Here is a 12,727-nt window from a genome sequence, read left to right on the forward strand (position 1 = left end):
GCATGAAGATCAAGAAGGGCGACCTGGTCCAGGTCATCACCGGCAAGGACAAGGGCAAGCAGGGCAAGGTCATTGCCGCTTTCCCGCGCGAGCAGCGCGTCCTGGTCGAGGGTGTCAACCGGGTCAAGAAGCACACCAAGGCCGGTCCGACGGCTCGCGGTTCCCAGGCCGGCGGCATCGTCACCACCGAGGCCCCGATCCACGTCTCCAACGTCCAGCTGGTCGTGGAGAAGGACGGCAAGAAGGTCGTGACCCGCGTCGGCTACCGCTTCGACGAAGAGGGCAACAAGATCCGCGTTGCCAAGCGGACGGGTGAGGACATCTGATGACGACCACCACCACTCCGCGTCTCAAGACGAAGTACCGCGAGGAGATCGCGGGCAAGCTGCGTGAGGAGTTCTCGTACGAGAACGTCATGCAGGTTCCCGGCCTCGTCAAGATCGTGGTCAACATGGGTGTGGGCGACGCCGCCCGCGACTCCAAGCTGATCGAGGGCGCCATCCGCGACCTCACCACGATCACCGGTCAGAAGCCGGCCGTCACCAAGGCCCGCAAGTCCATCGCGCAGTTCAAGCTGCGTGAGGGTCAGCCGATCGGTGCCCACGTCACGCTCCGTGGCGACCGCATGTGGGAGTTCCTGGACCGCACCCTGTCGCTCGCGCTGCCGCGCATCCGCGACTTCCGCGGCCTGTCCCCCAAGCAGTTCGACGGCCGTGGCAACTACACCTTCGGTCTCACGGAGCAGGTCATGTTCCACGAGATCGACCAGGACAAGATCGACCGCGTCCGGGGTATGGACATCACCGTGGTGACCACGGCGACCAACGACGAAGAGGGCCGTGCCCTTCTCCGTCACCTCGGCTTCCCGTTCAAGGAGGCGTGAGCGAGATGGCGAAGAAGGCTCTCATCGCGAAGGCTGCTCGCAAGCCCAAGTTCGGTGTGCGTGGCTACACCCGCTGCCAGCGCTGCGGCCGTCCGCACTCCGTGTACCGCAAGTTCGGCCTGTGCCGCGTGTGCCTTCGTGAGATGGCTCACCGTGGCGAGCTGCCGGGCGTGACCAAGAGCTCCTGGTAATCCGGTAGTTCCGGACTCCCAGGGCTCTCGGTAAGCAATGGGAACGGCAGGAGCCCCGCTCCGCATGGCTTAGGCTTGTGGGGTTGGGCACCTGCCGTGCCCGTACGACTTACTACGCCGTAGGTCCACCGCGCCGCACCCGTCCCGTCTCGGATCGGGGAGAGGGATGGCGCACCAGGAAACCCCGGCGAGAGAGGCCGAAGGCCAATTCATGACCATGACTGATCCGATCGCAGACATGCTTACGCGTCTGCGGAACGCGAACTCGGCATACCACGACACCGTGTCGATGCCGCACTCGAAGATCAAGTCGCACATCGCGGAGATCCTCCAGCAGGAGGGCTTCATCACGGGCTGGAAGGTCGAGGACGCCGAGGTCGGCAAGAACCTCGTCCTGGAGCTGAAGTTCGGCCCCAACCGTGAGCGCTCCATCGCGGGCATCAAGCGGATCTCCAAGCCCGGTCTCCGGGTGTACGCGAAGTCCACCAACCTGCCGAAGGTGCTGGGCGGCCTCGGCGTGGCGATCATCTCCACGTCGCACGGGCTCCTCACCGACAAGCAGGCCGGCAAGAAGGGCGTGGGTGGGGAAGTCCTCGCCTACGTCTGGTAGCAGAAGGGAACGGAGGAAACAGCTATGTCGCGCATCGGCAAGCTCCCCATCGCGGTTCCCGCCGGCGTGGACGTCACCATCGACGGCCGCACGGTCGCGGTCAAGGGCCCCAAGGGCACGCTGACCCACACCGTCGTGGCGCCGATCGAGATCGCCAAGGGTGAGGACGGCGTCCTGAACGTCACCCGCCCCAACGACGAGCGTCAGAACAAGGCCCTCCACGGCCTGTCCCGCACGCTGGTGGCGAACATGATCACCGGCGTGACCCAGGGTTACGTGAAGAAGCTCGAGATCAGCGGTGTGGGTTACCGCGTTGTCGCCAAGGGTTCGAACCTGGAGTTCTCCCTCGGCTACAGCCACCCCATCACGGTCGAGGCCCCCGAGGGCATCACCTTCAAGGTGGAGTCCCCGACCCGGTTCTCGGTCGAGGGCATCGACAAGCAGAAGGTCGGCGAGGTTGCGGCCAACATCCGCAAGCTGCGCAAGCCCGACCCGTACAAGGCCAAGGGCGTCAAGTACGAGGGCGAAGTCATCCGCCGCAAGGTCGGAAAGGCGGGTAAGTAAGCCATGGCATACGGGCAGAAGATCCTCAAGGGCGACGCGTACAAGCGTGCTGCTATCAAGCGTCGTCACATCCGGATCCGCAAGAAGGTCGCCGGCACCGCCGAGCGTCCTCGCCTGGTCGTGACCCGTTCCAACCGCCACATCGTGGCGCAGGTGATCGACGACCTGAAGGGTCACACCCTGGCGTCGGCGTCCACCCTGGACGCGTCGGTCCGCGGCGGCGAGGGCGACAAGTCCGCGCAGGCCAAGCAGGTCGGCGCCCTGGTCGCCGAGCGTGCCAAGGCCGCCGGTGTCGAGGCCGTCGTGTTCGACCGTGGTGGCAACCAGTACGCCGGGCGCATCGCCGCCCTGGCGGACGCCGCCCGCGAAGCCGGGCTCAAGTTCTGAGCCGCTTGTAGCTAGCGGAAAGAGAGAGGTAATCCAATGGCTGGACCCCAGCGCCGCGGTGGCGGCGCCGGTGGCGGCGAGCGGCGGGACCGGAAGGGCCGTGACGGCGGCGCTGCTGCCGCCGAGAAGACCGCGTACGTCGAGCGCGTCGTCGCGATCAACCGTGTCGCCAAGGTTGTGAAGGGTGGTCGTCGCTTCAGCTTCACCGCGCTGGTCGTGGTGGGCGACGGTGACGGCACCGTGGGTGTCGGATACGGCAAGGCCAAGGAGGTGCCGGCCGCCATCGCCAAGGGCGTTGAGGAGGCCAAGAAGCACTTCTTCAAGGTCCCCCGCATCCAGGGCACCATCCCGCACCCCATCCAGGGTGAGAAGGCTGCCGGCGTCGTTCTGCTCAAGCCCGCGTCGCCCGGTACCGGTGTTATCGCCGGTGGCCCGGTGCGTGCCGTGCTCGAGTGCGCCGGTATCCACGACGTGCTGTCGAAGTCGCTCGGCTCCGACAACGCCATCAACATCGTGCACGCGACCGTGGAGGCCCTGAAGGGCCTGCAGCGTCCCGAGGAGATCGCGGCCCGCCGTGGTCTGCCGCTCGAGGACGTCGCTCCCGCGGCTCTGCTGCGCGCTCGTGCCGGGGCGGGTGTGTGATCATGGCGCAGCTCAAGATCACGCAGGTGAAGTCCTACATCGGCAGCAAGCAGAACCACCGTGACACCCTGCGCACCCTTGGTCTCAAGGGCATCAACACGCAGGTCGTCAAGGAGGACCGCCCCGAGTTCCGCGGCATGGTGCACACCGTCCGCCACCTCGTGACGGTCGAGGAGGTCGACTGATCATGGCGGAGAACAACCCGCTCAAGATCCACAACCTCCGTCCGGCCCCGGGCGCCAAGACCGCCAAGACCCGTGTGGGTCGTGGTGAGGCGTCGAAGGGTAAGACGGCCGGTCGTGGTACGAAGGGCACCAAGGCCCGTTACCAGGTTCCGGAGCGCTTCGAGGGTGGCCAGATGCCCCTCCACATGCGTCTCCCGAAGCTCAAGGGCTTCAAGAACCCGTTCAAGACCGAGTACCAGGTCGTGAACCTGGACAAGCTCGCCTCCCTCTACCCCGAGGGCGGAGAGGTCACGGTCGAGGACCTGGTCGCCAAGGGCGCCGTGCGCAAGAACAGCCTCGTCAAGGTCCTGGGCCAGGGCGAGATCTCCGTGGCGCTGCAGGTGACGGTCGACGCCGTCTCCGGCTCCGCCAAGGAGAAGATCACCGCCGCCGGCGGTACGGTCACCGAGCTCGTCTGACCCCGTCAGGTGTCTCGATGACGTAGAGCGATCCCGACCGGGGATACCCCACAAATGGGGTATCCCCGGTTGGTCGTTCCTAGGGCGGTGGTGTCGCCGGTAAGGTGGCCTGCGCTGCCCATTCACCCCGGGGGCCCTACGCGGGGCACTCAGGGCGGCAGTTGACCGTTAAGAATTCGTCCTCAGTCGGAATCTCAGACCATCACCCTTGACGCAGTTGCGCGGGGGGTCGCAGGAGGCACCGTGCTCACCGCGTTCGCCCGGGCGTTCAAGACGCCCGACCTGCGCAAGAAGCTGCTCTTCACGCTCGGCATCATCGTGGTGTACCGCGTAGGTACGCACATCCCCATCCCGGGTGTCGACTACCGGAACGTCCAGACCTGTATCGACGCGGCCCAGGCGAACCAGGGCCTGTTCGGTCTGGTGAACATGTTCAGCGGCGGCGCGCTGCTCCAGATCACGGTCTTCGCGCTCGGGATCATGCCGTACATCACGGCGAGCATCATTCTGCAGCTGCTGACCGTGGTGATCCCGCGCCTGGAAGCCCTGAAGAAGGAGGGGCAGGCCGGCACGGCGAAGATCACGCAGTACACCCGTTATCTGACGGTCGCGCTCGCCATCCTCCAGGGCACCGGCCTGGTGGCCACCGCCCGCAGCGGCGCCCTCTTCCAGGGCTGCCCGGTCGCGAGCCAGATCGTCCCCGACCAGTCGATCTTCGTGACCATCACCATGGTCATCACCATGACCGCCGGTACGGCCGTGGTCATGTGGCTCGGTGAGCTGATCACCGACCGCGGCATCGGCAACGGCATGTCCATCCTGATGTTCATCTCGATCGCCGCGACCTTCCCCTCCGCCCTGTGGGCCATCAAGGAGCAGGGCAGCCTGGCGGGCGGCTGGATCGAGTTCGGCACCGTCATCGCCGTCGGCCTGGTCATGGTCGGCCTGGTCGTCTTCGTCGAGCAGGCCCAGCGCCGGATCCCCGTCCAGTACGCGAAGCGCATGATCGGCCGCCGGTCCTACGGCGGCACGTCGACCTACATCCCGCTGAAGGTCAACCAGGCCGGTGTGATCCCGGTCATCTTCGCCTCGTCGCTGCTGTACATCCCGGCGCTGATCGCGCAGTTCTCCAGCGGCACCTCGGGCTGGAAGACGTGGATCGAGGCGCACCTCGTCCGCGGTGACCACCCGCTTTACGTGACGCTGTACTTCTTGCTCATCGTCTTCTTCGCGTTCTTCTACGTGGCCATCTCGTTCAACCCCGAGGAAGTCGCGGACAACATGAAGAAGTATGGTGGCTTCATCCCGGGCATCCGGGCTGGCCGACCGACCGCTGAGTACCTGAGCTACGTACTCAACCGGATCACCTGGCCGGGTTCGCTGTACTTGGGTCTGATCGCTCTCGTACCGACGATGGCGTTGGTTGGTTTCGGGGCAAACCAGGACTTCCCGTTCGGCGGGACGAGCATCCTGATCATCGTGGGTGTCGGTCTCGAGACGGTGAAGCAGATCGAGAGCCAGCTCCAGCAGCGCAATTACGAAGGGTTCCTCCGCTGATGCGAATCGTCCTCGTCGGGCCGCCGGGTGCTGGAAAGGGCACACAGGCCACCCGTCTTGCCGAGAAACTGCGCATCCCGCACATCTCCACGGGCGACCTGTTCCGCGCCAACATCAGCCGGCAGACCGAGCTGGGAAAGCTCGCGAAGTCCTACATCGACGCCGGTAACCTCGTCCCCGACGAGGTCACCATCGCCATGGCCAAGGACCGCATGTCGCAGCCGGACGCCGAGAACGGCTTCCTGCTCGACGGCTTCCCGCGCAACGTGTCGCAGGCCGAGGCGCTGGACGAGCTGCTGAAGAGCGAGGGCATCAAGCTGGACGCGGTGCTCGACCTCGAGGCCCCCGAGGACGAGGTCGTGAAGCGGATCGCCGGGCGGCGCGTCTGCCGCAAGGACTCCTCGCACGTCTTCCACGTGACGTACAGCCCCCCGAAGCAGGAGGGCGTCTGCGACCTCTGCGGCGGCGAGCTGTACCAGCGCAACGACGACTCCGAGGAGACCGTCCGCACGCGCCTGGAGGTCTACCACACGCAGACCGAGCCGATCATCGACTACTACCGGGCCCAGGGCCTGGTGGTGACCATCTCCGCGATGGGTCCCGTCGACGAGGTCACCAGCCGGGCGCTGGAGGCGCTGAAGAGCGGCCAGTAGTCCGTCCCGCCGCATGCACAGCCGCGGTTCCCCCCGAGGGGCCGCGGCTGTGGCGTGGGCGGGGTCCGTGCCGCCGCCCGCGCGGCATCCGGGCGGCCCGCGCCCGTATCGTTGGAAGCGTTCGTACTCGACCACTGGTCCAGAAAGGCCGTCGTCCCCATGGTGCAGATCAAGAGCCCTGAGCAGATCGCCAAGATGCGCGAGGCGGGGCTGGTCGTCGCCGCCATCCACGCGGCCACCCGTGAGGCCGCGGTGCCCGGGGCGTCCACCAAGGACCTGGACCAGGTCGCCCGCAAGGTGCTCGCCGAGCACAACGCCAAGCCGAACTTCCTCGGCTACGGCGGCTTCCCCGCCACCATCTGCACCTCGGTGAACGAGGTCGTGGTCCATGGCATCCCGTCCGACGACGTGATCCTCAAGGACGGCGACATCATCTCCATCGACTGCGGCGCCATCGTCGACGGCTGGCACGGCGACGCCGCCTACACCGCCTTCGTCGGCTCCGGTCACTCCCCGGAGCTGGTCGAGCTCTCCCGGGTCACCGAGGAGTCGATGTGGGCCGGCATCGCGGCGATGAAGCAGGGCAACCGGCTGGTCGACATCTCCCGCGCGATCGAGACGTACATCCGCCGCCAGCCGAAGCCCGGCGGCGGCAAGTACGGGATCATCGAGGACTACGGCGGCCACGGCATCGGCACCGAGATGCACATGGACCCGCACCTGCTGAACTACGTCGACCGCAAGCGCGGCAAGGGCCCGAAGCTGGTGCCCGGCTTCTGTCTGGCGATCGAGCCGATGGTCTCCCTCGGCACCCCGCGCACCGAGGTCCTCTCCGACGACTGGACGGTCATCACGACCGACGGCACCTGGTCCTCCCACTGGGAGCACTCGGTCGCCCTCACCGAGCAGGGCCCCCTGGTCCTGACCGCCCCCGACGGCGGCAAGGCGAAGCTCGCGGAGATGGGCATCACGGCCGCCCCGGACCCGCTCGCCTGACGACGGCCGGGACCCGGCCCGCCGGCCGGAGGCCGGCGCAGCCGGGCGAAGCTTGTGAGGCGCCCTGCCCCCGAACCCGCGAGGGCGGCGTCAGGGGCAGGTGCTGGGCATCACGGCCGCGCCGGACCCGTTGGGTTAGGGATCTCCCCGGGAGGGCAGGATCTCTCGATTCGTGTTTCCGGGTGCCCTGACGTAGACTGACTCGTCGGCTCTGGTGCACCCGCATGTCCGCATGTGGTCACGGTGCACCACAGAGTCGATCAAGGTAGTCGATTCGAAGGGCAAAGCGTGGCCAAGAAGCAAGGTGCCATCGAGATCGAGGGCACTGTCGTCGAGTCTCTGCCGAACGCCATGTTCAGGGTCGAGCTCCAGAACGGCCACCAGGTCCTGGCACACATCAGCGGCAAGATGCGCATGCACTACATCCGCATCCTCCCTGACGACCGGGTCGTGGTGGAGCTGTCTCCGTACGACCTCACGCGTGGCCGGATCGTCTACCGGTACAAGTAGATCTTGCCCGCTCCCCGGCCCGCCGGGGTGATGGCACTGACCCGGAGAACCTCACACCCATGAAGGTCAAGCCGAGCGTCAAGAAGATCTGCGACAAGTGCAGGGTGATCCGCCGTCACGGTCGGGTCATGGTCATCTGCGACAACCCGCGCCACAAGCAGCGCCAGGGCTGACCGCAGCACTGAACCACCCTCTGCGCCTCCCGCAGACTTCGCGCGACGCGAGCAACACACGTTCATACGCAGGACCCGAGCCGCACGGCTCGACACCCCCGGCTCGGAGGCCGGGGACCCGGCCCGTACCTGGTACGGCGGGCGGGGAGCCGGTTCTGTGGAAGACCTCCGACAACCAACTGGAGCCATTGAATGGCACGCGTTTCCGGTGTTGACATCCCGCGCGACAAGCGCGTGGAGATCGCCCTCACCTACGTGTTCGGCATCGGCCGGACCCTTTCGCAGCAGACGCTGGCCGCGACCGGCGTCGACCCGAACACCCGCGTCCGTGACCTGACCGAAGAGCAGCTGGTCGCGATCCGCGAGTACGTGGACAACAACATCAAGACCGAGGGTGACCTCCGTCGCGAGATCCAGGCCGACATCCGCCGCAAGGTCGAGATCGGCACCTACCAGGGTCTGCGTCACCGTCGCGGTCTGCCCGTCCGCGGTCAGCGCACCAGCACCAACGCGCGTACCCGCAAGGGCCCGCGTCGCGCCATCGCCGGCAAGAAGAAGCCGGGCAAGAAGTAGTCCTCAGCGGACTTCGCCGTCCAGCGGTCTTCGCTGTAGGACCGACCACCTCCCGTAGGAGTACAGATGCCCCCCAAGGGTCGTCAGGGCGCTGCCAAGAAGGTGCGCCGCAAGGAAAAGAAGAACGTCGCTCACGGCCACGCGCACATCAAGAGCACGTTCAACAACACGATCGTCTCGATCACGGACCCGTCCGGCAACGTGATCTCCTGGGCCTCCGCCGGCCACGTCGGCTTCAAGGGCTCCCGGAAGTCCACGCCGTTCGCCGCGCAGATGGCCGCCGAGTCGGCCGCCCGCCGCGCCCAGGAGCACGGCATGCGCAAGGTCGACGTGTTCGTCAAGGGCCCGGGTTCCGGTCGTGAGACCGCCATCCGCTCCCTGCAGGCCACGGGCCTCGAGGTCGGCTCCATCCAGGACGTCACCCCGACCCCGCACAACGGCTGCCGCCCGCCGAAGCGCCGCCGCGTCTGAGGCAACGGCCGCGCTGGACGGCCCCCTGCCGGGGGCGCGGGGGTCGCTCCCCGCAATGTCGCAGCACGGCTGCCGCCCGCCGAAGCGCCGCCGCGTCTGACGCAGCGGCCGGCCGGTCGGTCGGTTTCGGGTTCCGGGCGGTACGGCTCGCAAGGGCCGTATCGCCCGTACCCTTGCAGTACCCGCACTCCTCACCAGGTGCGGTTTCCGTCGGACGTCAAATAGCGGGCGTCCACGAAAGAAGGATCTGATCCACTCATGCTGATCGCTCAGCGTCCCTCGTTGACCGAAGAGGTCGTCGACGAATTCCGCTCCCGGTTCGTGATCGAGCCGCTGGAGCCGGGCTTCGGCTACACCCTCGGCAACTCCCTCCGCCGCACCCTCCTGTCGTCGATCCCCGGTGCCGCTGTCACCAGCATCCGCATCGACGGCGTCCTGCACGAGTTCACCACCGTGCCGGGCGTCAAGGAGGACGTCACCGACCTGATCCTCAACATCAAGCAGCTGGTCGTCTCCTCGGAGCACGACGAGCCGGTCGTGATGTACCTGCGCAAGCAGGGCCCGGGTCTGGTCACCGCCGCCGACATCGCGCCCCCGGCCGGTGTCGAGGTGCACAACCCGGACCTCGTCCTCGCCACGCTCAACGGCAAGGGCAAGCTGGAGATGGAGCTGACCGTCGAGCGCGGTCGCGGCTACGTCTCCGCGGTGCAGAACAAGCAGGTCGGCCAGGAGATCGGCCGGATCCCGGTCGACTCGATCTACAGCCCCGTGCTGAAGGTCACCTACAAGGTCGAGGCGACCCGAGTCGAGCAGCGCACCGACTTCGACAAGCTGATCGTCGACGTCGAGACCAAGCAGGCCATGCGGCCGCGTGACGCCATGGCGTCGGCCGGCAAGACCCTGGTCGAGCTGTTCGGTCTCGCCCGCGAGCTGAACATCGACGCCGAGGGCATCGACATGGGTCCGTCCCCGACGGACGCCGCCCTCGCCGCCGACCTGGCGCTGCCGATCGAGGAGCTCGAGCTCACGGTCCGGTCGTACAACTGCCTCAAGCGTGAGGGCATCCACTCCGTGGGTGAGCTCGTCGCGCGGTCCGAGGCGGACCTGCTCGACATCCGGAACTTCGGTGCGAAGTCCATCGACGAGGTCAAGGCGAAGCTCGCCGGCATGGGCCTCGCGCTGAAGGACTCGCCTCCCGGGTTCGACCCGACCGCCGCTGCCGACGCCTTCGGCGCCGAGGACGACGCGGACGCCGGCTTCGTGGAGACCGAGCAGTACTAAGAGCTCGGGCCTTCCGGTCGGTACGCGGGTGCGGGTGCGCTGTGCTTGACCGCGCAGTTCCCCGCGCCCCTTTCCGGGCCCCTTCGGGGGTCCGGATCTCCGACAGGCGACCGCCTGCTCGGATACTGACTCCGGTACCTGATACGGCCGGGGCAGACACACAGGAGAGTCACTATGCCGAGGCCCACCAAGGGTGCCCGTCTGGGCGGCAGCGCCGCGCACGAGAAGCTTCTCCTCGCGAACCTCGCGAAGGCGCTTTTCGAGCACGGCCGCATCACCACCACCGAGGCGAAGGCGCGCAAGCTGCGTCCCTACGCCGAGCGTCTGGTCACCAAGGCGAAGAAGGGCGACCTTCACAACCGCCGTCAGGTGCTCCAGGTGATCACGGACAAGAGCATCGTCCACACGCTCTTCACCGAGATCGGCCCGCGGTACGAGAACCGTCCCGGTGGCTACACCCGCATCACCAAGATCGGTAACCGCCGTGGCGACAACGCGCCCATGGCCGTCATCGAGCTGGTCGAGGCGCTGACGGTGCAGCAGGCCGCGGTCGGCGAGGCCGAGGCCGCGACCAAGCGGTCGGCCAAGGACGCCGAGGCTGCGGAGACCAAGGTCGACACGGCCAAGGGCGACGACGAGGCCGCGGCCGAGGAGTCGAAGGACGCGTAAGCGTTTCGGCGGGGCCTGTGCGGTCGCCTGGCTGCGGCTTTCGCCGTGGCTGGGCGCGCCCACGTGGCGGAGCCGCACATCGAGCACAGCCCCGCGCCCCTTCGGGGGCGCACCAGCGGGTCCGCTTCTTTCGAGGAGCGGGCCCGCTTCGTTTGGGTGATGGGAGTTTCGGGTGAGTGGTGTGGTGCGGGTCCGGCTGGATCTTTCCTATGACGGGACCGAGTTCTCCGGGTGGGCCAAGCAGGCCGGGGGGCGGCGGACCGTGCAGGGGGAGATCGAGGACGCCCTGCGGACCGTGACGCGGTCCGCGACGACGTACGAGCTGACCGTGGCGGGGCGGACCGACGCCGGTGTGCACGCGCGGGGTCAGGTCGCGCACGTGGACCTGCCGCGCGAGGTGTGGGCCGAGCACCGGCCGAAGCTGCTGAAGCGGCTCGCCGGGCGGCTGCCGAAGGATGTGCGGGTGTGGGCGCTCAGGGAGGCGCCGGCGGGCTTCGACGCGCGGTTCTCGGCGATCTGGCGACGCTACGCCTACCGCGTCACCGACAACCCCGGCGGCGTCGACCCGCTGCTGCGCAACCACGTGCTGTGGCACGACTGGCCGCTCGACGTGGACGCCATGAACGAGGCGGCCCGCGGACTGCTCGGCGAGCACGACTTCGCCGCCTACTGCAAGCGGCGCGAGGGCGCGACGACCATCCGGACGCTGCAGGAGCTGAGCCTCGAGCGCGGCGACGACGGGATCATCACCGCCACCGTCCGCGCCGACGCCTTCTGCCACAACATGGTGCGCTCGCTGATCGGCGCGCTGCTGTTCGTCGGCGACGGGCACCGCACCCCGGACTGGCCCGCGAAGGTCCTGGCCGCGGGCGTACGGGACTCGGCGGTCCATGTCGTACGCCCGCACGGCCTGACCCTGGAGGAGGTCGGCTACCCGGCCGACGAGCTCCTCGCGGCCCGCAGCGTCCAGGCGCGCAACAAGCGGACGCTGCCGTCGGCGGGCTGCTGCTGACGCGCCCCGGGCGGCGGGGTCAGCCGGCCGCCGCCGCCGACGCCTGGGCCTCGCCCCTGCGGCGGATCTGACGGTACGTGAACTCCTGGAGGTCGTCGCCCGTCCGGAAGACGGCCTTGTCCTTCTCCGTCACGTCCTTGCCGCTGGTGAAGCCGGACAGCGTGAAGTAGGCGTAGCGGCCGTAGGCGTTGGTGGTGGAGCGGCAGACCGCGCCGACGCAGAAGTCCTTCACCCCGCCGCCGGACAGCGACTTGACGATGCTCTTCGCGTCCGCCTGCTGCTTGGCCTTCGTCGCCTGCGCCTCGGTCGCGAAGACCGCCACGCCGACCGTCACCGCCACGCCGTCCCGGCTGTAGGTGACGCGGATCAGGCGCGTGCACTTGTTGTCCGTGAGGACCTTGGGGAGCGTCGCCTTCGCCGCGGACGCGCAGTTCTTGGTGTCCGCCGTCGGGCCCTTCTTGTAGACCGTGTCGCCCATGGTCAGCTGCGTGCCCGGGAACAGGATGTCGGGGCTCAGCGGCGCCTTGTCCTTCTGGGCGCTGGCGACGAAGTCCTTGGGGTCCAGCGGGGGCGGGGCGCTCGTCGGCTCGAACGACGGGACCGTGCCCGTGGCGCTCGGCAGGTCGGAGACGCCGGGCAGCTGGGACTCGGTGCCCGGGCCGGCCTGGTCCGAGCCGCCCGCCGACACGACGGCGACCGCCACCGCGGTGCCTATCGCCACGGCGGCGAGTGCGCCGCCGCCTATGAACAGCAGCCGGCGCCGCTTGGCGCGCGCCTCGGACGCGTCGGCGAGCGCCGCCCAGTCGGGTGACCCGCCGGCGCTGCCGCCGTTCCACGGCTGCTGCGAATTCGGTTTCCAGGGATCCCACTGCTGGGAGGACCCCCCCTGCCCAAAGCTCATGGGGCGCATCT

At 68.0% G+C, this 12,727-nt stretch carries 20 protein-coding genes; 19 read left to right on the plus strand and 1 reads right to left on the minus strand.

Annotation, left to right across the window (positions count from 1 at the left end; all coding sequences use genetic code 11):
- Nucleotides 1–2 precede the first annotated feature (2 nt).
- From rplX to truA, 19 genes are all read left to right on the plus strand, one after another.
- A complete protein-coding gene (gene rplX / locus AY578_RS19730) occupies nt 3–326 on the plus strand; it encodes a 50S ribosomal protein L24 (protein WP_026244146.1) in 324 nt (107 codons plus the stop codon).
- The gene (gene rplE / locus AY578_RS19735; protein ID WP_019526952.1) at nt 326–883 is read left to right on the plus strand and encodes a 50S ribosomal protein L5; all 558 of its coding nucleotides are present in this window, start codon (nt 326–328) and stop codon (nt 881–883) included. Before rplX ends, rplE begins: the two co-directional genes overlap by 1 nt.
- A gap of 5 nt (nt 884–888) precedes the next feature.
- The gene (locus AY578_RS19740; protein ID WP_003948630.1) at nt 889–1,074 is read left to right on the plus strand and encodes a type Z 30S ribosomal protein S14; all 186 of its coding nucleotides are present in this window, start codon (nt 889–891) and stop codon (nt 1,072–1,074) included.
- A 211-nt stretch (nt 1,075–1,285) separates the two neighbouring features.
- Complete coding sequence (gene rpsH / locus AY578_RS19745; protein WP_006130772.1) at nt 1,286–1,684, plus strand: 30S ribosomal protein S8; 399 nt, start codon at nt 1,286–1,288, stop codon at nt 1,682–1,684.
- A gap of 24 nt (nt 1,685–1,708) precedes the next feature.
- On the plus strand, nt 1,709–2,248 hold the full coding sequence (gene rplF / locus AY578_RS19750) for a 50S ribosomal protein L6 (RefSeq protein WP_019526954.1): 540 nt from the start codon (nt 1,709–1,711) through the stop codon (nt 2,246–2,248).
- Nucleotides 2,249–2,251: 3 nt separating this feature from the next.
- Nucleotides 2,252–2,635, plus strand: a complete 384-nt coding sequence (gene rplR / locus AY578_RS19755) for a 50S ribosomal protein L18 (protein WP_004927235.1) — start codon at nt 2,252–2,254, stop codon at nt 2,633–2,635.
- A gap of 36 nt (nt 2,636–2,671) precedes the next feature.
- Nucleotides 2,672–3,277 (plus strand): 30S ribosomal protein S5, encoded by a 606-nt coding sequence (rpsE, locus tag AY578_RS19760; RefSeq protein ID WP_004984517.1) that lies wholly within the window; start codon nt 2,672–2,674, stop codon nt 3,275–3,277.
- Nucleotides 3,278–3,279: 2 nt separating this feature from the next.
- Nucleotides 3,280–3,462: a 50S ribosomal protein L30 gene (rpmD, locus tag AY578_RS19765; RefSeq protein ID WP_026244147.1), complete on the plus strand. Its 183-nt coding sequence runs from the start codon at nt 3,280–3,282 to the stop codon at nt 3,460–3,462.
- 2 nt (nt 3,463–3,464) lie between these two features.
- Complete coding sequence (gene rplO, locus AY578_RS19770; protein ID WP_006130771.1) at nt 3,465–3,920, plus strand: 50S ribosomal protein L15; 456 nt, start codon at nt 3,465–3,467, stop codon at nt 3,918–3,920.
- 243 nt (nt 3,921–4,163) lie between these two features.
- Nucleotides 4,164–5,477 (plus strand): preprotein translocase subunit SecY, encoded by a 1,314-nt coding sequence (gene secY, locus AY578_RS19775; RefSeq protein WP_258903428.1) that lies wholly within the window; start codon nt 4,164–4,166, stop codon nt 5,475–5,477.
- Nucleotides 5,477–6,130, plus strand: a complete 654-nt coding sequence (locus AY578_RS19780; protein ID WP_019526957.1) for an adenylate kinase — start codon at nt 5,477–5,479, stop codon at nt 6,128–6,130. Before secY ends, AY578_RS19780 begins: the two co-directional genes overlap by 1 nt.
- 159 nt (nt 6,131–6,289) lie before the next feature.
- Nucleotides 6,290–7,126 (plus strand): type I methionyl aminopeptidase, encoded by an 837-nt coding sequence (gene map / locus AY578_RS19785; protein ID WP_019526958.1) that lies wholly within the window; start codon nt 6,290–6,292, stop codon nt 7,124–7,126.
- 288 nt (nt 7,127–7,414) lie between these two features.
- Nucleotides 7,415–7,636, plus strand: a complete 222-nt coding sequence (infA, locus tag AY578_RS19790; RefSeq protein WP_004927214.1) for a translation initiation factor IF-1 — start codon at nt 7,415–7,417, stop codon at nt 7,634–7,636.
- 59 nt (nt 7,637–7,695) lie between these two features.
- Nucleotides 7,696–7,809, plus strand: a complete 114-nt coding sequence (gene rpmJ, locus AY578_RS19795) for a 50S ribosomal protein L36 (RefSeq protein WP_003974245.1) — start codon at nt 7,696–7,698, stop codon at nt 7,807–7,809.
- Between the two features lie 192 nt (nt 7,810–8,001).
- Entirely contained in the window at nt 8,002–8,382 is a 381-nt protein-coding gene (gene rpsM, locus AY578_RS19800; protein ID WP_019526959.1) for a 30S ribosomal protein S13, read from the plus strand.
- A gap of 66 nt (nt 8,383–8,448) precedes the next feature.
- On the plus strand, nt 8,449–8,853 hold the full coding sequence (gene rpsK / locus AY578_RS19805) for a 30S ribosomal protein S11 (protein ID WP_003956432.1): 405 nt from the start codon (nt 8,449–8,451) through the stop codon (nt 8,851–8,853).
- A gap of 258 nt (nt 8,854–9,111) precedes the next feature.
- Nucleotides 9,112–10,134, plus strand: coding sequence for a DNA-directed RNA polymerase subunit alpha (locus tag AY578_RS19810; protein ID WP_019526960.1), 1,023 nt, complete (start codon nt 9,112–9,114; stop codon nt 10,132–10,134).
- Between the two features lie 174 nt (nt 10,135–10,308).
- Nucleotides 10,309–10,803: a 50S ribosomal protein L17 gene (gene rplQ / locus AY578_RS19815; RefSeq protein WP_019526961.1), complete on the plus strand. Its 495-nt coding sequence runs from the start codon at nt 10,309–10,311 to the stop codon at nt 10,801–10,803.
- A gap of 172 nt (nt 10,804–10,975) precedes the next feature.
- A complete protein-coding gene (gene truA / locus AY578_RS19820) occupies nt 10,976–11,815 on the plus strand; it encodes a tRNA pseudouridine(38-40) synthase TruA (RefSeq protein WP_136238186.1) in 840 nt (279 codons plus the stop codon).
- A gap of 19 nt (nt 11,816–11,834) precedes the next feature.
- On the opposite strand, the gene AY578_RS19825 is transcribed toward truA, so the two are convergent.
- Nucleotides 11,835–12,716, minus strand: a complete 882-nt coding sequence (locus tag AY578_RS19825; protein ID WP_028961296.1) for a hypothetical protein — start codon at nt 12,714–12,716, stop codon at nt 11,835–11,837.
- Nucleotides 12,717–12,727: the final 11 nt, after the last annotated feature.

This window comes from Streptomyces thermocarboxydus, assembly GCF_024760485.1.
Lineage (GTDB): Bacteria > Actinomycetota > Actinomycetes > Streptomycetales > Streptomycetaceae > Streptomyces > Streptomyces cellulosae.

Excerpts from the sequence above, each read along its gene's own strand:
- map (WP_019526958.1), top strand. The coding sequence starts at position 6,290 with ATGGTGCAGATCAAGAGCCCTGAGCAGATCGCCAAGATGCGCGAGGCG.
- rpmD (WP_026244147.1), top strand. The coding sequence starts at position 3,280 with ATGGCGCAGCTCAAGATCACGCAGGTGAAGTCCTACATCGGCAGCAAG.
- AY578_RS19825 (WP_028961296.1), bottom strand. The coding sequence starts at position 12,716 with ATGAGCTTTGGGCAGGGGGGGTCCTCCCAGCAGTGGGATCCCTGGAAA.
- rplR (WP_004927235.1), top strand. The coding sequence starts at position 2,252 with ATGGCATACGGGCAGAAGATCCTCAAGGGCGACGCGTACAAGCGTGCT.
- rpsK (WP_003956432.1), top strand. The coding sequence starts at position 8,449 with ATGCCCCCCAAGGGTCGTCAGGGCGCTGCCAAGAAGGTGCGCCGCAAG.
- rplX (WP_026244146.1), top strand. The coding sequence starts at position 3 with ATGAAGATCAAGAAGGGCGACCTGGTCCAGGTCATCACCGGCAAGGAC.
- rpsH (WP_006130772.1), top strand. The coding sequence starts at position 1,286 with ATGACCATGACTGATCCGATCGCAGACATGCTTACGCGTCTGCGGAAC.
- rpsE (WP_004984517.1), top strand. The coding sequence starts at position 2,672 with ATGGCTGGACCCCAGCGCCGCGGTGGCGGCGCCGGTGGCGGCGAGCGG.
- rplF (WP_019526954.1), top strand. The coding sequence starts at position 1,709 with ATGTCGCGCATCGGCAAGCTCCCCATCGCGGTTCCCGCCGGCGTGGAC.
- rplQ (WP_019526961.1), top strand. The coding sequence starts at position 10,309 with ATGCCGAGGCCCACCAAGGGTGCCCGTCTGGGCGGCAGCGCCGCGCAC.
- rpmJ (WP_003974245.1), top strand. The coding sequence starts at position 7,696 with ATGAAGGTCAAGCCGAGCGTCAAGAAGATCTGCGACAAGTGCAGGGTG.
- rplO (WP_006130771.1), top strand. The coding sequence starts at position 3,465 with ATGGCGGAGAACAACCCGCTCAAGATCCACAACCTCCGTCCGGCCCCG.
- AY578_RS19810 (WP_019526960.1), top strand. The coding sequence starts at position 9,112 with ATGCTGATCGCTCAGCGTCCCTCGTTGACCGAAGAGGTCGTCGACGAA.
- rplE (WP_019526952.1), top strand. The coding sequence starts at position 326 with ATGACGACCACCACCACTCCGCGTCTCAAGACGAAGTACCGCGAGGAG.
- rpsM (WP_019526959.1), top strand. The coding sequence starts at position 8,002 with ATGGCACGCGTTTCCGGTGTTGACATCCCGCGCGACAAGCGCGTGGAG.
- AY578_RS19780 (WP_019526957.1), top strand. The coding sequence starts at position 5,477 with ATGCGAATCGTCCTCGTCGGGCCGCCGGGTGCTGGAAAGGGCACACAG.
- AY578_RS19740 (WP_003948630.1), top strand. The coding sequence starts at position 889 with ATGGCGAAGAAGGCTCTCATCGCGAAGGCTGCTCGCAAGCCCAAGTTC.